This is a genomic window from SAR202 cluster bacterium (assembly GCA_016872355.1).
GTDB lineage: Bacteria > Chloroflexota > Dehalococcoidia > Lucifugimonadales > VGZY01 > VGZY01.
Genome location: VGZY01000004.1, coordinates 64,768 through 84,693, shown reverse-complemented (window position 1 = coordinate 84,693; position 19,926 = coordinate 64,768). Strand labels below are relative to the sequence as shown.

The 19,926-nt window shown below is 62.6% G+C and carries 22 protein-coding genes and 1 pseudogene; 13 read left to right on the top strand and 10 right to left on the bottom strand.

Annotated features, from left to right (window positions below; translation table 11 throughout):
• Positions 1–233 precede the first annotated feature (233 nt).
• From FJ319_02050 to FJ319_02035, 4 genes are all read left to right on the top strand, one after another.
• The gene (locus FJ319_02050; GenBank protein MBM3933078.1) at positions 234–983 is read left to right on the top strand and encodes a dienelactone hydrolase family protein; all 750 of its coding nucleotides are present in this window, start codon (positions 234–236) and stop codon (positions 981–983) included.
• Between the two features lie 236 nt (positions 984–1,219).
• Positions 1,220–1,483 carry a hypothetical protein gene (locus tag FJ319_02045; protein ID MBM3933077.1) on the top strand — a complete coding sequence of 88 codons (264 nt, stop codon included), beginning with the start codon at positions 1,220–1,222 and terminating at the stop codon, positions 1,481–1,483.
• Positions 1,473–1,781, top strand: a complete 309-nt coding sequence (locus FJ319_02040) for a GrpB family protein (GenBank protein MBM3933076.1) — start codon at positions 1,473–1,475, stop codon at positions 1,779–1,781. Before FJ319_02045 ends, FJ319_02040 begins: the two co-directional genes overlap by 11 nt.
• Positions 1,782–1,790: 9 nt before the next feature.
• Positions 1,791–2,030, top strand: a complete 240-nt coding sequence (locus tag FJ319_02035; GenBank protein MBM3933075.1) for a GrpB family protein — start codon at positions 1,791–1,793, stop codon at positions 2,028–2,030.
• 48 nt (positions 2,031–2,078) lie between these two features.
• Here the strand turns inward: FJ319_02035 and FJ319_02030 are convergent, their stop codons facing one another.
• Positions 2,079–3,287, bottom strand: a complete 1,209-nt coding sequence (locus FJ319_02030; protein MBM3933074.1) for an exo-alpha-sialidase — start codon at positions 3,285–3,287, stop codon at positions 2,079–2,081.
• A gap of 3 nt (positions 3,288–3,290) precedes the next feature.
• Here FJ319_02030 and FJ319_02025 point away from each other — a divergent pair, with 3 nt between their 5' ends.
• The 4 genes from FJ319_02025 to FJ319_02010 all read left to right on the top strand — a co-directional run bounded on the left by FJ319_02025 (position 3,291) and on the right by FJ319_02010 (position 8,805).
• Positions 3,291–4,247, top strand: a complete 957-nt coding sequence (locus FJ319_02025) for a YihY/virulence factor BrkB family protein (protein MBM3933073.1) — start codon at positions 3,291–3,293, stop codon at positions 4,245–4,247.
• Positions 4,207–5,379, top strand: coding sequence for a PDZ domain-containing protein (locus FJ319_02020; protein MBM3933072.1), 1,173 nt, complete (start codon positions 4,207–4,209; stop codon positions 5,377–5,379). Before FJ319_02025 ends, FJ319_02020 begins: the two co-directional genes overlap by 41 nt.
• Positions 5,380–5,820: 441 nt before the next feature.
• The gene (locus FJ319_02015; protein ID MBM3933071.1) at positions 5,821–6,864 is read left to right on the top strand and encodes a DUF4185 domain-containing protein; all 1,044 of its coding nucleotides are present in this window, start codon (positions 5,821–5,823) and stop codon (positions 6,862–6,864) included.
• Between the two features lie 156 nt (positions 6,865–7,020).
• Positions 7,021–8,805: a hypothetical protein gene (locus FJ319_02010; GenBank protein ID MBM3933070.1), complete on the top strand. Its 1,785-nt coding sequence runs from the start codon at positions 7,021–7,023 to the stop codon at positions 8,803–8,805.
• Here FJ319_02010 and FJ319_02005 read toward each other — a convergent pair.
• Positions 8,776–9,738 (bottom strand): hypothetical protein, encoded by a 963-nt coding sequence (locus tag FJ319_02005; GenBank protein ID MBM3933069.1) that lies wholly within the window; start codon positions 9,736–9,738, stop codon positions 8,776–8,778. The two genes, FJ319_02010 and FJ319_02005, sit on opposite strands and share 30 nt — an antisense overlap.
• Before the next feature lie 179 nt (positions 9,739–9,917).
• Here FJ319_02005 and FJ319_02000 point away from each other — a divergent pair, with 179 nt between their 5' ends.
• The gene (locus FJ319_02000) at positions 9,918–10,382 is read left to right on the top strand and encodes a hypothetical protein (GenBank protein ID MBM3933068.1); all 465 of its coding nucleotides are present in this window, start codon (positions 9,918–9,920) and stop codon (positions 10,380–10,382) included.
• Here the strand turns inward: FJ319_02000 and FJ319_01995 are convergent.
• From FJ319_01995 to FJ319_01980, 4 genes and pseudogenes are all read right to left on the bottom strand, one after another.
• A pseudogene (locus FJ319_01995) lies at positions 10,369–10,924 on the bottom strand (adenylate kinase). The gene FJ319_02000 and the pseudogene FJ319_01995 overlap by 14 nt on opposite strands.
• Before the next feature lie 126 nt (positions 10,925–11,050).
• On the bottom strand, positions 11,051–11,521 hold the full coding sequence (locus tag FJ319_01990) for a DUF2283 domain-containing protein (protein MBM3933067.1): 471 nt from the start codon (positions 11,519–11,521) through the stop codon (positions 11,051–11,053).
• 9 nt (positions 11,522–11,530) lie between these two features.
• Positions 11,531–11,821 (bottom strand): hypothetical protein, encoded by a 291-nt coding sequence (locus tag FJ319_01985; GenBank protein ID MBM3933066.1) that lies wholly within the window; start codon positions 11,819–11,821, stop codon positions 11,531–11,533.
• A gap of 43 nt (positions 11,822–11,864) precedes the next feature.
• Positions 11,865–15,131 (bottom strand): isoleucine--tRNA ligase, encoded by a 3,267-nt coding sequence (locus FJ319_01980; GenBank protein MBM3933065.1) that lies wholly within the window; start codon positions 15,129–15,131, stop codon positions 11,865–11,867.
• Positions 15,132–15,152: 21 nt separating this feature from the next.
• Here FJ319_01980 and FJ319_01975 point away from each other — a divergent pair, with 21 nt between their 5' ends.
• Positions 15,153–15,374 (top strand): hypothetical protein, encoded by a 222-nt coding sequence (locus tag FJ319_01975; protein MBM3933064.1) that lies wholly within the window; start codon positions 15,153–15,155, stop codon positions 15,372–15,374.
• A gap of 113 nt (positions 15,375–15,487) precedes the next feature.
• Here the strand turns inward: FJ319_01975 and FJ319_01970 are convergent, their stop codons facing one another.
• The 3 genes from FJ319_01970 to FJ319_01960 all read right to left on the bottom strand — a co-directional run bounded on the left by FJ319_01970 (position 15,488) and on the right by FJ319_01960 (position 17,692).
• On the bottom strand, positions 15,488–16,189 hold the full coding sequence (locus FJ319_01970; protein MBM3933063.1) for an NAD(P)-dependent oxidoreductase: 702 nt from the start codon (positions 16,187–16,189) through the stop codon (positions 15,488–15,490).
• Between the two features lie 10 nt (positions 16,190–16,199).
• Complete coding sequence (locus FJ319_01965; protein MBM3933062.1) at positions 16,200–16,898, bottom strand: NAD(P)-dependent oxidoreductase; 699 nt, start codon at positions 16,896–16,898, stop codon at positions 16,200–16,202.
• A gap of 80 nt (positions 16,899–16,978) precedes the next feature.
• Positions 16,979–17,692, bottom strand: coding sequence for an NAD(P)-dependent oxidoreductase (locus FJ319_01960; protein ID MBM3933061.1), 714 nt, complete (start codon positions 17,690–17,692; stop codon positions 16,979–16,981).
• 140 nt (positions 17,693–17,832) lie between these two features.
• Here FJ319_01960 and FJ319_01955 point away from each other — a divergent pair, with 140 nt between their 5' ends.
• Entirely contained in the window at positions 17,833–18,654 is an 822-nt protein-coding gene (locus tag FJ319_01955) for a sigma-70 family RNA polymerase sigma factor (protein ID MBM3933060.1), read from the top strand.
• Between the two features lie 80 nt (positions 18,655–18,734).
• A complete protein-coding gene (locus FJ319_01950) occupies positions 18,735–19,202 on the top strand; it encodes a hypothetical protein (GenBank protein ID MBM3933059.1) in 468 nt (155 codons plus the stop codon).
• Between the two features lie 21 nt (positions 19,203–19,223).
• On the opposite strand, the gene FJ319_01945 is transcribed toward FJ319_01950, so the two are convergent.
• Positions 19,224–19,415 (bottom strand): hypothetical protein, encoded by a 192-nt coding sequence (locus tag FJ319_01945; protein MBM3933058.1) that lies wholly within the window; start codon positions 19,413–19,415, stop codon positions 19,224–19,226.
• Positions 19,416–19,630: 215 nt separating this feature from the next.
• Between FJ319_01945 and FJ319_01940 the strand changes: the two genes are divergently transcribed.
• Positions 19,631–19,909 (top strand): hypothetical protein, encoded by a 279-nt coding sequence (locus tag FJ319_01940; GenBank protein MBM3933057.1) that lies wholly within the window; start codon positions 19,631–19,633, stop codon positions 19,907–19,909.
• Positions 19,910–19,926: the final 17 nt, after the last annotated feature.

The following is a 19,926-nucleotide window of genomic DNA, read 5'->3' as shown; positions in this document are numbered from 1 at the left end:
CGGCGCTGCCCATTGGCAGCAAGGCGGAGCACTGTCCAAAAAATCCGACGACAAAACGCTGAAAGAGCCAGAATCTCTATTGACTTCCAAGACAGTTGCTGAAGGGCCGTGTTCCCTGAGCCAAGCCCAACGGGCAAGGCATAAATCAAAACTCGGAAAATCGAATTAGTTGGAGCAGGCGGGTCTGAGACCCGCCCCTACCGAAATATCGCGACTTCGTGAGGTGATTGCTTATGCCACGTACCGAGGCGATGCATGCGGGCCAGGTGGAATTCAAAGGCCACAACGGGGACACGATATCCGGCTACCTGGCCGCGCCCGCCGGCGGGGGTCCGGCCGGCGCGGTGATAGTCCTCCACGAGATCTTCGGCCTCGTGCCGCACATCAAAGAGGTTGCCCGAAAGATGGCGGCCCACGGCTACCTGGCCCTTGCGCCGGACCTCTTCCACCGCGAGGGGCCGGGGGAGCCGGACGACGTGGCTGCCGCTGTCCGCGCCGCCGGCGGCCCCCCGGACGCGCGGGTCATCGGCGACGTCGCCGGCGCGGCGAAGCACCTCCGCTCGCTGCCCGGCTCAAACGGCAAGGTGGGCGTTATGGGCTTCTGCTCAGGCGGACGCCAGACTTACCTCGTCGCCTGCAACATCCCGGACCTTAACGCGGCCATCGATTGCTACGGCGGCAGGGTCGTGGCCAACAACCCCACAGACGTGAACCCCCGCCAGCCCGTCGCGCCAATCGAGATGACTGCGAATCTTGCCTGCCCCCTCATGGGCCTCTTCGGAGCAGAGGACAAGAGCCCCTCCCTGGACAACGTGAAACGCATGGAGCAGGAGCTCAAAAAGCACGGCAAAACGTACGAGTTCCACGTCTACGAAAACGCCGGCCACGCCTTCTTCGCAGACTACCGGCCAAGCTACCGTCAGGCCGCCGCCGTGGACGGCTGGCAGAAAGTATTCGGCTGGTGGGAGCGGTGGCTGGGGTGAGGGGGCAGTTAGCAGTCGGCAGTTAGCAGTCGGCAGTCGGCCAGACCAACAGCCGGTGTTGCCCCGATTCGCTGCGCTCATGCGGGGTCTTCGAGGTGTTGGGTGTTGGGTGTTGGGCGTTGGGAAACAGGATGCAGAGGTGTGACTGAGGCGTCAATGGGCCGGATTTCGTAGGGGCGCACTGCGTGCGCCCCTCACGTTGAACGTGGATGATGAAACCATAACGGAGGTGCCTCATGTGCGCGGGAACGATTGAAATCGCAGCGATGGCCGGCAGCGCGAAGGGTGCGAACGGCTGGTTCCATCTGGCCCAGGCCCAGGTGGTCTCCGACCACCCCTACCACGCGCAGATGGACGAAGCGCTCATCATCGACTTCACGAACCCCGAGCGCGGCGCTTCGGCGCGCGTCTCCGTGGAGCTGAGCGCAGAGTCCGCGCGGGCGCTGATCAAGGCCATCGAGGCGGCGCTCTCAGACGGGGAACTACGGCATGGACACTAGCACAATACTCGGAACTCCGCCAGGGAAGGCCGTGCTCGTTCCCTACGCGCCGGAATGGCCCAATCTGTTTTTCGCGGAGAGGACGGCCATTCAGACGGGCCTTGGCCCGCTTGCACTACAAATTCACCACATTGGCAGCACGTCAATACCCGGCATGCCCGCAAAGCCGACTATGGATATCGTCGTGGTAATCCCCATGCTGGAGGATCACAGCAAATGCATTGCTCCGCTGGAAGCGCTCGGTTACCGCAGCAGAGGATCCGTTTTTGAGGGCGAGCCTGACCACCTCTACTTCTAGAAGCCTTCGATGAGCAGCCTGCCGAGAACGCACCAGATTCACACGTGGGAGCTAAAGAGCGAAGGCTGGCGCAAGCGCGTGGCATTCCGCGACTACCTTAGCACCCATCGTGATGCGTTTGACCAGTGTGTCGCGCTGAAGCAGGAGCTTGTGGCACGGCTCGGCAATGACCGCATCGCATACTCCAACGCCAAAGACGACTTCGTGAAAAGGATTCTGCAACTGGCAGAAGACAAAGGGACGAGCTGATAGCCCGTCCCTTTGTCTTCTCAACCTTCGATGCGGGCCTCTAACCCCCTACCAGCTCACCTTGAGCTTAGTCCAGCGGATGCCGGTCTTGCCGCTCTCCTGCGACCAGTTGGTGGCGAGGATTGTGCCGTCCTTGAGGCGGACCGCCGTGGGGAAGCCGAACTTGAAGGCCGCAAGCTCGTCCACGCCCGTCTTGATATCCTTCGGCTTCTCGTGCTTGGCCTTCGCGTCGTACAAGGTCTCTTCGGCGTGGATAGTCCACTTCTTGTCCGTGAACGTAACCAGGTGCATGACGATCTTCTGGTCGCCGTACCGCTTGTTGTAGAGCACCAGCAGCCGGTCGCCGCCGAGCGGCAGGGTGGACATCGTCTGGCCGCGTATGCCGGTTGAAACGGGGGCAGACCAGGTGAGGCCGTCGTCGCTCGAAAGGGTGTAGCTGTTCTCTAGGTCTGCCACGTCGCTGAGGGTCACGGTCCAGGCGGTGGCGATGAGCTTCCCCGGCGCGTACTCCGCCAGCTTCTGTTCAAAGTAGCCGTTCTTGCCGTTGGGATCCTTCATTACAACAGCGTGGCGCGGCCACGTCTTGCCACCGTCGTCGGACACTGCCGCCAAAATCTGCTCGCCAAGCTTGCCCTTGGGGAGCGTCGCGCACGGCGCCAGGAGCCTGCCGCTCTTGAGCGCCAGGATGCCGTGCGAGACCTCGATAGGGTTGAAGCCCATCATCGGCACGGCCTGAGGCCCCGACCATGTCTTGCCGCCGTCGGTGGACTTCACGAACACCGCCTCGGTCCTGCCGTCCCCGAACCTCTCCGCGGGCTCGCGGTAGTTCCGCCCGCCGTAGGCAAAGAGCGTCTTGCCGTCTGCGGAGCCGCTTATCTTGAGGTGGTTGCCGGTGCTGTCCGTCTTGGCCAGGAGTGTCCCTTCACGCGTCCATGTCTTGCCGCCGTCCGTCGAGCGCGACCAGTCCGACGAGCCTGTGCCGCTCGCGCCGGCGCCCCAGCAGTAGCCGCACACGATGTCGCCGTTCGGCATCTGCGCGCACTGGGGAAAAGCGGACTCGCGCTCGTCGATCCTGCCCGAATCGAGGATCTGTATGGATGGCATATTCTGCTCCTGGAGGGGAAATTTCTCGGTCGCTGGCGGCATTGTATGCCGCCTGACGAAGCCTGTGCAACAAGGTAGCAGCCCGCCCGGATGACCCACGTTCGCCTTGACAGGGTATCGACTTGGGGGTAGTATCGTGACGGAACATGCCATTCTATGTTGACAAATTCCGCCGTCACGGAGCGCGGTTTGCCGGCAGTCAGGTTCGTCCTTTTCCTCATCGACACGGTCAACGATTTTCTGGATAAGAACTGCCCCTATATAGCCGGGGCTATCTCCTTTTACACACTGTTTTCAATCTTCCCGCTTTTCCTGGCGATAGTGGCCGCCTCGGCCTATGGCCTGGGTCCTGGAGCTGAGCAAGAGCAGCTCAACCTGGCCCGCAGCATTGCCCATTTGATGCCCGTCTCAAGCCAGTTCGTGAACGACACGATGGAGAGCATAATTCGGGCAAGGGCGATAACAGGAATCGCGAGTATTCTCGGCCTTCTGTGGGTAGCCACCACGGTCTTCGGTGCGATCCGCAAGGGGATCAACGCCGCTTGGGGGATCAAGAAGACGCGGCCCTTCCTGAAAGAGCGGCTCATTGATTTCGCTCTCGTAATCGGCGCGGCCGTGATAGTCGGTCTGTTCCTGCTCACCGGACCCGCAATGGCGGCGCTTCACAGTCTAGTCATGATCGTCGCGCCGGAGTCCGAGTTCTTCAACACCTTCATGTGGGGGTGGCTGGACAGGCTGCTACTACCCGGACTGTCCTTCCTTACGTTCTTAATACTGTACAGCTACCTCCCGAACACAAGGGTGCCGATGGGCCATGTCTGGCCGGGCGCGCTGCTGGCGTCGGTGGCGTTCGATCTGGCCAATTCAGGGTTCATCTGGTTCGTGAGAACATACCCAAGCTTCCATGTGCTCTACGGCTCCGTGAGCGCGCTCCTGACTTTGTTGACCTGGGTATACCTCTCGGCTATGATTGTGTTGTTCGGGGCCCTTGTAACATCGCGGTATGCGTCCTACGTGGCGAGTATCCCGCGGGAGATGCACAGCCTGAAACTCCTTTGTACAGGATTCTTCCGTGTACGGCTCAAGGTCGTCGAAAAACCCGGCCCAGCGTAGAATCGCCAGCCTGGTAGCAATCGCTATCGGGCTTCTTGTTATCGCGGCCACCGGGTGCGGGACGACCGTCCCGCCGACTTCTACGCCGCTGCCACCTCCCACCGCCACCACCGTCCCCGCAGCGCCGGCCGCTCCCACGCCTGCTCCCACCCAGCCCGCCGCGTCGCTTGGACAATCGACTGGACAGATGCCGCCGCTGGCTGCATTAACCGCCCTCCCTTCAATCGCCGACCTGGTGGACAGCGTTGAGCCGCGGGTCGTGTCCATCAGCGTGAGATCGCTCGTGAGCGGACTCTACACGCTCTACAGCGAGGAGGGGGCGGGCTCCGGCTTCATCATCCGTCCTAACGGCTACATCGTTACCAACAACCATGTGATCTCCGGCGCAAGAGAGATCATTGTCAACCTGCCGACCGGCCAGTCTTACACGGCGCGCCTCGTCGGCCGGGACTCGGTCACCGACATTGCCATACTCAAGATTGAGGCGGACAACCTGCCGGCCGCCACTTTTGCCAACAATGACAAGATGAGGGTAGGGGACTGGGTCCTGAGCATCGGTAACGCGCTCTCCTTGAAGGGCGGGCCCACGGTAACGCTGGGCATCGTCAGCGGCCTCAACCGGACGATCAACACCGAGGCCGGGTCCTTCTACGGGCTCATCCAGACGGACGCCGCGATCAACGACGGCAACAGCGGTGGCCCGCTGATAGACATGAACGGCAACGTGGTGGGCGTCACGCAGGCAATCCTGCGCCAGACCGGTCTGGGCTTTGCAGTCAGCGCGGATACCGCCGTGCCCGTGATAGAGAGCCTCATCAACTTCGGGCGCGTGGTGCGCCCGTCGATAGGCTTCGACGGCCAGGACGTCACGAGCGCCATCGCAAATGAGCTGCGGCTGCCTGTGCGCGAGGGCGTGATTGTGACGCAGATCTCCCGCACGGGGCCGGCCTACACTGCCGGTATCCGCATAGGCGACGTCATCACGCGGATAGACGGCTTCCAGACGCCGGACGTGGAGACGTGGCTGCACGTGCTCTGGTCTTACAAGGTAGGAGACCATGTGCAGGTGGAGTACATCCGCGCCGGCCAGATCAACACCGCCGTAGTCACCCTCGCTGAACGCACCGGGTAAACACCCCCATGGCCTGCCCTTGTAGTCTAACCCAGTGCGCCCATTTCTTTGCTAAAGTGGATATGTGATCGCTTTGTTGTGAGGTGGCGGTTGATGCGGAGGCGGCTGGGTCTGCTTGCGGCGGGGATGCTTTCTATCGGGGTGGGGGCAGCGATAGCCGTCAGCAACGAGATAGGCCTGACAGCCAAGACTATACCTTCGCACGCCCCCATGGGCAGGAGCTCCGTCTCCGCGCCCATCCCCATCACACCGACCCGATATCCCGCCTTTATTCCGGTGTCGTCACGCCCATCGCCCGAGGCAACGCAGACTGTCCCGACTCCAACAGAGCCCCCTCCGACAGCCACACCTGGGCCCGCGCCGGTTGATGCCGCAACGCCGGGGCCCCTCATTCCCTCAGCCGGCCCGACCGCCGCTCCCCCGACTCCGAGCCCCGCTCCAATGGCGCCCGCCACTGCCTCCACCAGCACAACCAGCACTCTTGCCCTGCTTACTCCCGGCCTCGTGGTAAAGAATCCGAGGCTAGTGTCGAAACTTACGGGCCGCGGCTCGGCCGGGAAGACCGACGAGCGGTGGAACGTTGTCGGAACGGACCTCGGCATCAGTTTTGAGATGGACGGCCGCATTAATATGGTCTTCGGGGATACGTGGGGGCGGGACGGCGTAGAAGGCGCGCAATGGCGCACCAGCACGCTGGGGATAGTGGAGCGCCACCCGGAAGCAGGCTACATCGTGACCGACATGCTGAAAGGGGCGGACGGCAACGCGAAGGAGCTTATCTCAGCGCTCAAAAAGCCAAAGGAAGAGTACACGGCCGTGCCCACTTCGGCCATCGCGTTCGGGGGCCGGATGTACATCCACTACATGTTGGTAAAGGACTGGGAAGAGCAATGGTGGGGATACAAGATACCCGTCGTGAACGGGTCGGGCTTTGCGTTCTCTGATGACATGGGCAACACGTGGACCAAGCACGAGACTGCCAGGTGGATAGGGAACTCGCCCTACGCCATGGTCTCAATGGTGGAGCATGAGGGGAACATCTACGTCTTCGGCACCGGCGCAAGCCGTTTCGGGCCGCTGAAGCTGTTTCGCGTGCCCGGGGAGCAGCTCCTGGAGTATGACCGGTATGAGTACTGGAACGGCGCCGCCTGGACGCGCGAGCCGGCTGAAGCCGCGGAGGTGGTCGGTTGGCCGGTCGGGGAGCTCTCGGTCCGCTGGAGCGAATACCACGAAAAGTGGCTGATGATGTACCTGAACGAGGTTACGCACAACATTGTTCTGCGGACTGCGGACTCGCTCACCGGACCGTGGGGCGACGAGCGCCCTGTCGTTCACTCCGATGACTACCATTCCCTGTACGGCCCGCTCATGCTTCCCCATATCGAAGGGTCCGACGTGTATTTTGCCATGTCCACATTCTATGGCGACTATAACGTCTTCATCATGAAGCTAACGCTTGAACCCGCCACCACAACTGTTCCGTGAAGTCGATACCACCAACGGCTTATTGAACGGTAACACCTTGCCCGGCGCTCAATCGCCGATTCGTGTGATTAGTCGTAGTTAACATATATGTTACGGTTCAAATATGGCGCGCTCGCGCCCACCTCAACCCGTTTCCTGGAGTATGAGTCACGTTTGATGGACCAACCTCAGCAATGGACTGCCAAAACCCTGGAGATTGCCCCCGCGCCGGAGAAGACAGAGATACCAGCCACCCAGGGCAGGTTGCGTCGCCTCGCAGGCCGGGCAGAGATACGGGACTGGCAGATCGCGGCGCTCATAGCTCTGGCGTTTGTGGCACTCAGGGCGCCCTTCCGGGCCGGGTACCTGATCAACTGGGACTCGGTCAACTTCGCGCTTGCGTTGCAGCACTTCGACGTTCTCCACCACCAGCCGCACCCGCCCGGATACATCGGCTATGTTGGACTGGGCCGGGCCCTGATGGCCTTTACCGGCGACGCAAATGCAGCGCTCACGCTCCTGAGCACCCTCAGCGGGGGCATAGCGACGGCGGCGCTCTACGGGCTCGCGAGGAGCTTCCTTCCCCGGTGGCACGCCCTCGCCGTGGCCGTGCTCTTCGGCACGTCGCCCGTGCTCTGGTACTACTCATCCGTGGCGCTGACGTATGCCGTCGAAGCCGCGGTGGCCATCCCGGCGCTGTGGGCGTGCTACGTGGCCCGCAAGCGCGTTTCACTGGGACACCTGGCTGTGGCGACGTTCCTGCTGGCGCTACTGGGCGCGCTGAGGCAGAGCGGTCTGGTGCTGCTGGTCCCCATCTGGCTGTACACGCTCTGGGCCTTCCCGTGGCAGACGAGGGCGCGCATCTTCGCGGCGTTTGTCGCACTGAACACTGCGTGGCTGGTCCCGCTGCTGGTATCGTCGGGCGGCCTCGACGCGTATGTGAGGGAGTCGATGGCCCTCGCGTCTCTGGTCGGGTTCAGGACATACATCTTCACCATGGACCCGACAGGTCTCATACAGAACATGGGCCTGGTGGCTGTGGGCCTGGCGATCGGGATGAATGTTGGGCTGGTCGTTTGGGTGATCTGCCTGATCGCGGGGGTGAGGCCTGCGCCGCTGTCCCGGGAAGACAGTCGCTTCTTCCTGCTCTGGGCGATCCCCAGCCTGGCCACGTACCTGCTCGTGCATACAGGGCAGGTTGGTTACGTGCTCATGGTGCTACCGATCGGCTTCATCTGGCTCGGCCGAATGCTGGCGGGCGAACGGCTCCAGCCTGTCGCCGCGCGCCGGCTCATCCCCAATAGCGCCACACTCGGCGTTCTCGCCCCCATCCCCAGGCTATCGAACGCGGGCGCCGGGGCGATCGCCCTGCTTGTCGTTGCGAACATCGTCAGCTTCGGCAGGCTCCAGGCAATGTCTCTTCCCGGGAACGACGAGGCGATAAAAGAGGCCGTCTACGTCGCCGCGGGGGACGGGTTTGTGGAGGACTGGCGGCTCCGCCAGTACAACGCGCGCGCCAGCGATCTCCACTGGAAATCGATGACCGAGTTCATCGGTCGGTACCCCGCCGAGTCGACGGTAGTCCTGACGATGCCGACCCTCAGCGGGAGCTTCAGGCAGGCGTCCTACTACCTGCCGCGGTACGGCGTCTATGGCGTGGGATGGGACCTGCAAGGGCAGTGGGGCCACCTTTACGCGGCCTCCGGCGGGCGCACGGACTACAACCTGCAGAACCTGGAACGCGGTTCCGGAGAGCTGCAACTCGGGAGCCGCGTGACGCGCGTGATAATCCCCGATTTTGAGGTCTACGACAGGCTGGACCCGCGGATCACAGGTTACCTGCACACCATAGCGGATGGGAGCGAGGTGGCGGTTGTGGACCTGCCCGAGCCCGGGGCAACGCTGCTCTTTGAGCCATGGGGGCAGGTGACCCTATCCCTTCCTCACGAGCTTCTGGAATGACCGAACGGTGCGCGGCGGCGTCTGTTTTGAGCCGTAGATCGAGAACGATACCTCCGCGACGTACACGTCCCCCTTCGAGTCCACGGCGATGCCGTGAGGCGCGACGAACTGGCCCGTCTCCAGGCCCATGGGCCGGTCGCCCACGCGCGCCAGAACCTTGCCCTTGCGGTCCAGGACCGTAAGGCGCGGGCCAAGGCGAGATTGCGTCCAGTTGCCGTAGCCGCTCGGTGACTCCGGCAGGCCGGCATAGAACTCGCCCACGTATACTACCGGCTCGGCGCGCGTATCCACGTAGATACACGACGCTGGCGCAAGATTCACCCACTGGGACTCGAACTTGCCCTTTGAGTCGAAGACCTGTACGCGATGGTTCTCCCGGTCCGCGACGTAGACCCAGCCTTCCCTGTCCACCGCAACGTTGTGGACAATGTTGAACTCGCCGGGGTCGGTACCGGACCGGCCCCAGGAGTGCAGCAGCTTGCCGTCCGGCGAGAACTTGTGGACACGGGCGTTGTTGTAGCCGTCCGATACGTAGAGGCTGCCATCGCGCGGGTCTACGGCCGCGTGGGAAGGGCGGTTGAAGGGTTTGTCCATCGTCGCCTTGCCCGGCGTGCCGAGGGTCATCAGCAGCTTGCCCTCGGGCGTGAACTTGCGCACGGTATGGTCGCCGACATCCACGCAGTAGACGGCGCCGTCCGGGCCGATGGTTATTCCGTGGGGGTTAGTGAAGAGGCCGTCGCCCCATGAGCGGAGGACTTCGCCGTCCCTGTTCATGACGATGACTGACGGCTTGCCGCGGCCAAACACGAATACATTGTCCTTCGCGTCCACGGCTACGGCCGTCGCCTCCTTGTAGGACCACCCCTCAAGAAGCTTGCCCCAGTCCTGGCCGGTAATCTCGTAGGTATACTTCCCGCTGCCGATAGTAGCCATGAGTCCCTCCGTGCGGTGTCTCAGAATGCGCGCGAGTGGATGATACGACATCCGGTCGGATTTGTGCGATGTGCGAGTTTCTTGCTGCCGTTCCGCCTTTACACCCCAGAGTCGCCCGGGCGCATGATACGCGGGACTTGGGCGTCCCTCCGGCCAAATATCGCCCGATGGAGGTCAAGATGATCGCGTCGCTCCGGCCGTCGGCTGCCACGATGGTACTGACGTTTCTGGCCCTTCTTGCCATAGCCGCGTGTGGCGAGAGCGCACCGCAATCCGTTAACGGCACACCGCTGCCTACCAGACAGGAGTGCAGCGGGCCCGGTAGCGCGGATACCGCCGCCTTCGACCAATTCTTCACCAGCATGGAGTTCGGGAGCGGCTCGCCTCCGATTGGTGAGAACGGGCAGAGGTTTGGGAAGACTGACGCGGTTGTAGTGGAGACGGACGCAAAGTCGGAGGTCGTGACGCGGTTCTGCCTGCAGGAGCGCGGCAGGTCGGGGACGGTGAAGTCAAACAACTCCGCTACTCTGGTGGCCGGCGTCAACAGGACCGATCTCGGCGCGATTGACAGCGGGGGGACATATGTTATCCGCGTATGGGTAGGGGACAAGCTGGTTAGAAACTTGCCGTTCACGGTGGAGTAGGCCGGGGGCCGGGCTGGGGTGAAACGGAAGACAGCCACTTGCGCGCCTGGCGGGCAGACTTGAGGCGGGTTAAAGTGGATGTGGGCGTAGCGGGGATCAACCATGAGCTGGGCCAATTGACGGCGCCTGCGCCAGTGGCTGCGGACGAGCCACAGGTAAAGCGAGTCCTTCGTCACGAAGTGCTTCCAGCCGCTCTCCACGTTTCCGTTCCACAGCTTCTCGCGGAAGATGCTGCGCCTGAAGATGCGGCGAGTGAGTCGCATAAATACCAGGGGGAAGGAGTAGTCCAGCCACACTGCCGTATCCGCGATCGGCCAGCTAAGGTCGCGCGCGAACCCGTAGTTGCCGTCCATGATCCACGCGTCGGCCTTCACCGCCTCGGCGACGCGGGGGCGGAAGACCTCGTTGGTCGTCTCTGTCCAGTTCGGGTCCCAGCGAAAGGCGTCGAGCTCGATGTGCGGGATGCCGAGCCGCTGTGAAAGCTGCTTCGCCATTGTGGTCTTGCCGGAGCCGGTCGAGCCCAGGACGACGATGCGATTCATGGTACTCCTTCCTGGTGTGCGGGGCAGGAAGTATACCATATTGGCCGATAATACGCTCCGGGCGTCAATCTTCGCAGAAAGGTTAAGGGCGGCCACACTGGGCCGCCCCTATGGTGCGGAAGCGTTTTAGATTTGCGATGTTGCAGATGGGGCGGGAGAGGGCTTTTTTGACGAACGGGCGGACTTCGCCGGCCTTGAGCCTGCAACACCGATCGGCCCACGCTCGCCTGGGACCATCCGCACGGGCGTCGGCACTATCCAATCACGTCCGAGCTTTCGGGCGCCCTGAATTCTCCCGGCGGCCAGCAACTGGCGCATGCGACTGCCCGAAACACCGATCTCCCGGGCGGCCATTTCAACGGTCATGTTCTCCAGGCCGGGTCGAGGACGCCCCCCGACATGAAAGTCGATCCAGGATTCCGCCTTGAGCGTACTGAATTCCTGGATCATGAAACCGAGGGCTTCACCGTTTTCGTCAATTCGTTCGAGGATGCGCTCATCGGACTCGATGGGCTCAAAAGTACCTGGGGCTTCATCCCAAAGGACCTCAAGTATGTCCACATCCGGGTCGTACCACAGGCTGATCTTCTTGTCCAATTGCCACCTCTACCTGATCCTGCCAGTAAGAAACGCCGTCTTCACGAACGCTTCGTTCGGCAGCTTCTTCACTACCACGCAGATGAACTTCCGGCCCATCGCCATGCTGTCAAACGCCCGGTAATACCTGTAGGTGCCCGCAAACCGGCTGTCGGGCAGGACTCTATCAGGCTCCAGCAGCACCGATGCGATCTTATGCATCTCCCCGGCCATCTCTCGATGCCTGGTCAAGATGTGGGCCGTCGCCTCGTTGGTGAGGACAATAACGGAGCCGGTGTGATCGATGTACTGGACCATCATACAGTCCGCTCGAAATACTATAGCACCTGTGCAATAGTTTCTGCTACGCCCGCTTCACCCCGATGGTCGCGGCCATGCCGTTGACCTTGTGCTGCTCGGCGTGGGCGCCGGACGGGGCCGCGCCCTTGACGATGTCGCGCGACAGCGTCTCCTGGCGGATGTAGTCGCCGTGGGTGGCGACCACCCTGTCCAGCTCGGCGTCGCCCTGGTAGTAGGTGACTATGTAGTCGGCGATGTCGAAGTCCGCGGTGCGGCGCATGTTCTGGATGAGGTGGACCAGCTCCCGCGCGTGGCCCTCAAGGGCCAGCTCCGGGGAGATGGCCGTCGTGACCGCCGCGCCATAGCCGCCCTCTGTGACAAACGAGTAGCCCGGCTTGTCGGACATGTTCACGAGGACTTCCTGAGGCTCCAGCGTGAACTCGCCCGCCTTGACCTGCTTGCCGGACGACGCCTGCGCGTAGACCTCCATCGGCGGCAGCGCCTGGAGCGCGGCGACGACCTTGCGCATGTTTGCGCCGTACTCGGGACCCAGGAGCGCCAGGTTCGGCTTGATGTCGATGGTCATGACCTGCGTCTCGTCCTTGAGCACTTCTACCTGCTTGACGTTCAGCTCATCGCGCACCTGTGGGGCCACCTGCTCCAGCAGGGCCGCCTCCTCCGTCGCACGCAGCTTCACGAGGAGCTTCTCGACCGGCTGGCGCACCTTGATGGAGGTCCTGGCGCGCGCGGAGCGGCCCAGGCTGGAGAGCTTCATCGCCAGTCGGGTAGCGTCCGACAGGCGTGTGTCGATCTTCGATGGGTCTGAGACGGGGAAGTCGTCCAGGTGGACGCTCTCTTTGGCTTTGCCGACTGCTGACTGCTGACTGCCGACTACCAGATTCTGGTACATCTCCTCCATCAGGAACGGCATGAACGGGGCGAGCAGCCTCGTGAGCGTCGTCAGGCACTCGTACAGCGTCAAGTACGCGGACTGCTTGTCCTGGTCGACGTCGCTCTTCCAGAAGCGGCGGCGACTGCGGCGGACGTACCAGTTCGACAGGTACTCCACGAACTCTTCGCACGCCTTGGCCGCGCCGTCCGGGCTGTAGTTCTCGAGGGCGTTCGTAACGTCCGCGACGAGCTTGTTGAGCTCCGAGATGATCCAGCGGTCGAGCTCGGCACGGTCCTTCAACGCGGGCGCGGGCGACGTGGGGTCGAAGTTGTCGATATTCGCGTAGGTGACGAAGAAGCTGTAAACGTTCCGCAGCGGGATTATGAACTGGCGGCGCACCTCGTCCGCGACGTTGAAGCCGAAGTTCAGGTTCTGCGGCGGGTTCTGGCGGCTGTAGAGCCAGCGCATGGAGTCCGCGCCCATCTTCTCGGCGGCGTCCTCGAACCAGATTGCGTTGCCCTTGCTCTTGTGCATCTCCTCGCCCTTCTCGTCGCGCATGAGGGCGTAGGTGAAGATGTTCTTGAACGGCGTGGCGTTCTCGAGAGCCGTGCTCATGGTCAGCAGGGAGTAGAACCAGTTGCGGAACTGGCCCGGGAAGCTCTCGGAGACGAGGTCCGCCGGGAACCACTTCTTCCAGTACTCCTTGTCGTGGCGGTACTGGAGTGTCGAGAACGGCACGATGCCGGCGTCCAGCCACGGGTTGCCGACGTCCTTGATGCGCGACACCTTGCCGCCGCACCGCGGGCACTCGATCTTGACGTGGTCTATCCACGGGCGGTGAGGGGAGTGTCCCTGGAACTTGTCCCACCCCTCGATCGCCCGCAGGCCCAGCTCGGTCTCGCTGCCGATGACCTCGAAGTGGCCGCAGGAGCACTTGTAGATGGGCAGCGCAAGGCCCCAGTAGCGCTTTTTTGAGATCATCCAGTCGTGCATGTTGTTGAGCCAGTCCAGCTCGCGCTGGAGTCCGAACTCCGGTATCCACCGCGCCTGTTTGGCAACGTTGGCGATCATGTGCCGCAGCTCGTCCATGGAGATGAACCACTCGTCCACGAGCCTGAAGACGAGCTCTGTGTTGCAGCGCCAGCATACGGGGTAGCGGTGCTTGTACTGGTCCAGCCGGTAGAAGACGCCCTTCTCGCGCAGGCTGTCATAGATCGGCTTGTTGACCTCGAAGACGCTCTTGCCGGTGAACGAACCGAACCCCTCGACGAAGCTGCCGAACTCGTCCAGCGGCGCGATTACGGACAGCCCCTCCTTCTTGCCGAGAGCGAAGTCCTCCTGGCCCGCGCCGGGCGCGTTGTGCACGATGCCGGTGCCCTCGCTCTGGCTGACCTCATCCCACACGACGACTCGGTGCTTGACGCCCTCCTGGGCTTTCAGCTCCTCGAACGGCGCGCGGTAGACGAGGCCCCCAAGCATCTTGCCCGGCATCTCGCGCAGGATCTCGTGCTCCGCCTTGAGGACGGACAGGCGCTCCTTCAGGAGGTACAGCACCTCGTCGCCCTTGTCGGGCGCGGTGCCCTTTACCTTCACCTTCACGTAGGTGAGGTCCGGGTGGACGGCAGCGCCGGCGTTGGCGGTGAGCGTCCACGGAGTGGTCGTCCAGATGAGGAGAGACTCGGGCAGGGGAACACCCTCACCCTTTGGGCCAAAGCGCCCAAAGGCCTCTCCCTGAGGGAGAGGAACAGACCCCTCCGGCTGACTGCCGACTGCCGACTGCTGACTGCCATTCTGCACCAGCGGGAAGCGGACGAACAGGCCGGGGTGGGTGATCTCCTTGTAGCCCTCGGTCACAATCTCGTGCTGCGACAGGCCGGTTCCGCAGCGGGGACACCACGGCATGACGTCCGTGCCCTCGTAGACCCAGCCGCGCTCGAAGCACACCTTGAGGAAGTGCCAGATCGAGTAATTGTTCTCGTCCGACATCGTGTGGTACGAGTTCTCCCAGTCCATCCAATAGCCGAGGCGGATCGACTGGTTGGTCTGGATAGCGGCGAACTTCCTGACGCGCTCTTTGCAGAGCTCGATGAACTTGTCGATTCCGTACTTCTCGATGTCGCGCTTGGAGTTCAGTCCGAGCTGCTTCTCCACCTCGACCTCAATCCACAGGCCCTGGCCGTCGAAGCCGTTTTGAAAGCGCTGGTCGTAGCCCTGCATGGCCTTGAAGCGCTGGAAGAGGTCCTTATAGGTGCGGCCCCAGCCGTGGTGGACACCCATGGGGTTATTAGCCGTGATGGGGCCATCGATGAAGGAGTACCTTTTCTCCGCGCCGTCGTTGCGCTCGAGGTACTTTTGCCGGACCTGGTTCTTGTCCCAGAACTCCTGCATCGCATGCTCGACGGCTACAAAGTCCACTTTAGAGCTGACCGGCTTGAACATATGAGACCACCTCAAACAAAAATGCCCGTCCCTGCGCAAGGGACGGGCATGATCTACCCGCGGTACCACCCTAGTTTCCTGAGCGGCGGGCCTCAGGACACCTTCGTTAAGCTCGGCTCGGGAGTGATATTCGCCGGGGCGCGTCGCGTCTGCTCACACCTTGGCCCGATCTGCATCGGGCCGCCAGACTCGCTGTGCGGCCGCTTCCCGCTACTCGTCTCCGTCGTCGCCGATACCGATTAAGATTTCGATAAGCGTATTTTAGCACACGCAGCAAGTCAAGCGGGGAAGAGGCCGGGCACCGGCCGCAACGAAGAGGACGCCTGGCTCTCAACGCGCCCGAAGCGACCGGAACCCTACTTCCCGATCTTGTCCGGCGGGACAACCGCCACAGACTGAGGATGGTACCCGATGGCCTTCCGCCCATGCTCCATGTCGTAAAGCTGCCAGTTCCCGCCGTCCGACACGCCGAAGGATCGCTCGTGTGTACCCTTGCGGTGGTTGATCGCCGCCTCAAAGACGCGGACGCAATCGCCGTGCGTCAGGCGATGCGGATGGTTGGGCGTCTCCGGCTCCACGGGGTCGATGCCGCCGATGCGGACGGAGTCCACGCTGATGCCGTAGCGCGAGGCGTACATGTCGCCGAAGCCCTCTCCCACAACCTTCGAGATAGTGTAGAAGGAGTCCGGCGACCAGAGCGTATCGGCGGTGCGCTGGATGGTCTTGGGTATGCGGCTGCCGGGGAAAAGGCCCGCGCGGCTGGCGAAGGCAATCGCCTTCACGCCGTTCAGGCGCCCGGACTCAAACACGTTGTAGGAGCCCGTGATCGACCCCATAGCCTGCTCGAACTCGTAGCCGAGGGTCGTAAGGTGGATGACGGCGTCCATCCCCTGCGTGGCCTTCGAAACAGTGTCCCAGTCCGTGATGCTGCCGACTACGGTGTCTTCCAGCAGGGGCATGGGCCGCAGGTCCAGCCCGCGGACGTGGTGCCGGTCCTTCAGCCCTTTTGTAAGTACGGTGCCGATTGTGCCGGCCGCGCCGGCAATGAGAACTCGCATTGAAAACTTCCTACCGCTGGATTTTTTCTTCGGGGACTACCGACTTGTCCTTCGGGTAATAGCCGATTGCCTTCCGGCCGTGCTCCACGTCGTAGAGCTGCCAGTTGCTGTCGGACACCCCAAAGACGCGCTCGTGCTTGCCGCCCTTGTAGTTGATCGCCGCCTCGAACGCCGCCACGCAGTCTCGCTCGCTGAGCTGGTGAGGGTCGATCAGCGGATTGCCGGACGGCTCGTAGCCGCCTATTCGCACCGAGACGACGTTCATCCCGTAGCGCGCTGAGTACATATCGCCGAAGCCCTCGCCCACAACCTTGGTGATCGTGTAGTAGGAGTCCGGGAACCAGAGCAGGTCTGCCGTGCGCTGGACCTTGCGGGGTATGCGGGCCTGGGGGAACAGGCCGCCTCGGCTGGCGAACGCGATTGTCTTCACGCCGTTCTGGTGCGCGGACTCGAAGACGTTGTAGGTGCCGGTGATCGACTGCAGGGCCTGCTGCCATTCGCCGCCCACGTTCGTAAGGTGAATCACCGCGTCCATGTCTTTCGTCGCGCGCGACACGGTCGCGAAGTCAGTGACGTCGCCGACGATCGTGTCGGTCAGCAGGGGCATGGGCCGGATGTCCAGGCCGCGGATCTGGTACTTGCTCTTGTCGAACGCTTTTATGAGGGCGGTGCCGATATTGCCCGCCGCCCCGGTGATCAGGACTTTCATTGGAATCTCCCAGGTTTTTGCTACTGCCGGCGCCGGAGACGCTATCTCCCGCCGGAAGGCGAATGCTCGACCGGCGCCGCCTACTTCTTCTTCGGCGGGTCGTCCACCTGGAGCTCCTTCGGCACGATGGACTTGTCCTGCGGGTAGTAGCCGATCGTCTTGCGGCCGTGGTCCAGGTCATAGACCGGCCAGTTGCTGTCGGACACGCCGAAGACGCGGACGTGCTTGCCGCCGTTGTAGCTGATCGCGGCGTCCCACAGCCGTACGCAGTCGCCATGGCTCAGGTGGTGAGGGTCGGCAGGCTTGTCCCGCTCCAGGCTGAAGTTGCCGATGCGAACGGAGACGATGCTGATCCCGTGCTTCGCGGAGTACATGTCGCCCATTGCCTCGCCGAAAGACTTCGTGATCGAGTAGTAGCTATCCGGCCTGGGGAGCAGGTCGGCGGTGCGCGTCATGGTGCGGGGGTAGTAGGAGCGAGGGAGGAGGCCGGCGCGGCTGGCGAATGCGATGTGCTTTACGCCATTGCGCGCGGCAAGCTCGTACACGTTGTACGTAGCGATCATCGACTGCTTCGCCTGCTCCCACTCGGGGCCGTTGTTGCTCAGGTGGATGACCGTATCCACGCCCGGCATAGCCTTTTCGACCGTCGCCCAGTCGTTGGAGCTGCCGACGATGGAGTCCTTGAGATTGGGCATGGGAGCGACGTCCAGACCGCGGAATTCGTACTTGTGCTTGAGGCCATTTATGACAGTTGAGCCGATTCGACCGGCCGCGCCGGTTACGAGCACGCGCATTTCGGTACTCCTGATGTATTTAGGGTGCGAGTGTAAACCTGGGAGAAACGGGTGTCAACAAAGAGTGTCCGGGGAAAATTTGTAACGTTTCGGGCTTCTCGTGGCGTTTAACTATTAAGGGGACCGTTCAAGGTGAGTGTATGGTGCTGGCGCTGGAAGTCTGGGACGACATCGATCTGGTAAGGCCTGTTGCCTCTCCCGAGGTCACGGAGGAGAGGGACCGCCTGCTGCTGCAGCACATGCCGCTGGTGCGGCGGCTGTGCGAGCGGTACCGCCGCGCCGGCGTGCCCATGGAAGACCTTATTCAGGTGGGCGCCATCGGCCTCCTACATGCGATAGACCGCTTCGAGCCGGGGCGCGGGACGAAGTTCCTCGCATTCGCCGTGCCCGTTGTGCTGGGGCTGGTAAAGAACTACTTGCGCGACTACGGCCTTTCCGTTCGGGTGCCCAGGGACGTGCAGCGGCACAGGCAGATGGTGGGGCAGGCGATCGAATACCTCGCACAGGCCCACGGCCGCCTGCCGACAGCGGCGGAGGTGGCCGCGTGGACGGGGCTCGATACAGACGCCATAAACGATGCCATGGAGCTAAACGGGGCCGGCTCAGTGGTACCGCTTGAAAACGTGCTCTCCCTCCTCGAAAATTCCGGCTACCTGCCTTCTGTAGCCCCTCTGTCTGTCGAAGATCCCGTCCACGACGGAATTATCGACCGCATAGACATCGCCAACACCCTCAAGTCGCTTGGCCCGCGGGAGCAGACCATCATCCGTCTCAAGTTCTACCGCGGCCTGACGCAGGCGGAGATCGCCGAGCGGATGGGCATGTCGCAGGTGCACGTCTCGCGCCTCCAGCGCAAGGCGCTGGAAATGCTGCGGGCAAGGCTGACGGAGCTGGGCTATGCGCCGGCGCATAGTACGCACCCGGGGGTGCGGTCCGATAGCCTGGACACCGCTGCCGCGTGACGCTGGACTCCGCCTGCCTTCCGGCAGTATAGTGCGATGGACCGTCTCGCCTGCACTTCTCCCGCAAGAAAGAGGCCCGGATGCAACGCGTGGCCGTTTTCACCGCCCCTCGTCGCGCCACGGTCGCGGGCCTGGCACTCTTCTCTGCCATGTTTATCCTCGGGGATGCCGTGCTGCCGATGCTCAAGGGCGAAAGCAGCATGGAAGGGTGGATTGCCGGCCTGTTCTTTGCGGCCCCGGCGCTCGCTATCGCCGGCCTTCTTTGGCGCGTTGCCGGGTGGCCCTCAATCCTGGCCGCCCTCTGGATGTTCTTCGCGATGCTGGCGCACTATATGCTGCTGTTCGGCGGGGAAGGCGCTGAGAGCGCCTGGGTAGTTGCCGGCGTCCTGCTCCTTATCGCCGTGCCGGCAATTGTCCTCGTCCTTGCAGTCCTCTCGTTCGCCGAGGAGTTTCCTCCCCACGTCGGAAGCCCGCTCAAGAGGCAGTTCGCCGTGGCCTTCGCCATCGGCGCCATCATCCTTGCCGCCGCGTGGGTTCTCCTCGGCTAGGGCGGGTCGGATCTACACTTCTCAGTCCGCCACCCGGTCGAAATTGTGCTTGAAGATGGACCAGCAGGGCGCATTCGGGTCGTAGTCGCACAGCCCCATCTCAAGGCACGCCGACGCGCGCATCGTACGCTGGCTGTCGCACAGGTTGAGCGTCAGGAAATAGATCACAACCGCGCCCAGCACCACCGCAAGTATCTTGTATGGCGTCTTCATCTACGGCGCTCCGGCCCTCACTAGATCGCGCATGGCGCACCTACAGGCATTGACGAATTCGGTAACAACACCTCGTAATCTCGGTTGTGATGACGATTTCCCAAGCCCGCATGCCGAATCATTTCCTTAAAAAGACGAGTGCTCGATCAGTTCGCCGCATTAGAGCCCGGCTAAATCTGGCAGCACCCTTTTTGGCTTTGATATTCGCGGCCGTCATGACGGGCTCTGCAGCAGCGCAGTCGCCGCCTAACAGCCCGCAACCTGCGGTAGGGCAGAATACGATCCAGGGCCAGACAATCACGCTGGCCCCGCTCGAGACGACCGCTGACCAGGCAGAGAGCAGCATCCGCCCTGTCTCCTCCACCGTTTCTCCGTCGGACGAGACGGCCTCCGCCCGGTCGCGGTGGGCGATGTTTCTATTGGGCGCATCTCTGGCAGGCATCGGCGGCCTGTCGCTGACGCTGCTCGTATTCTCACACAGGTCCAGGAAATAGATAGTCAAGCGGATAAA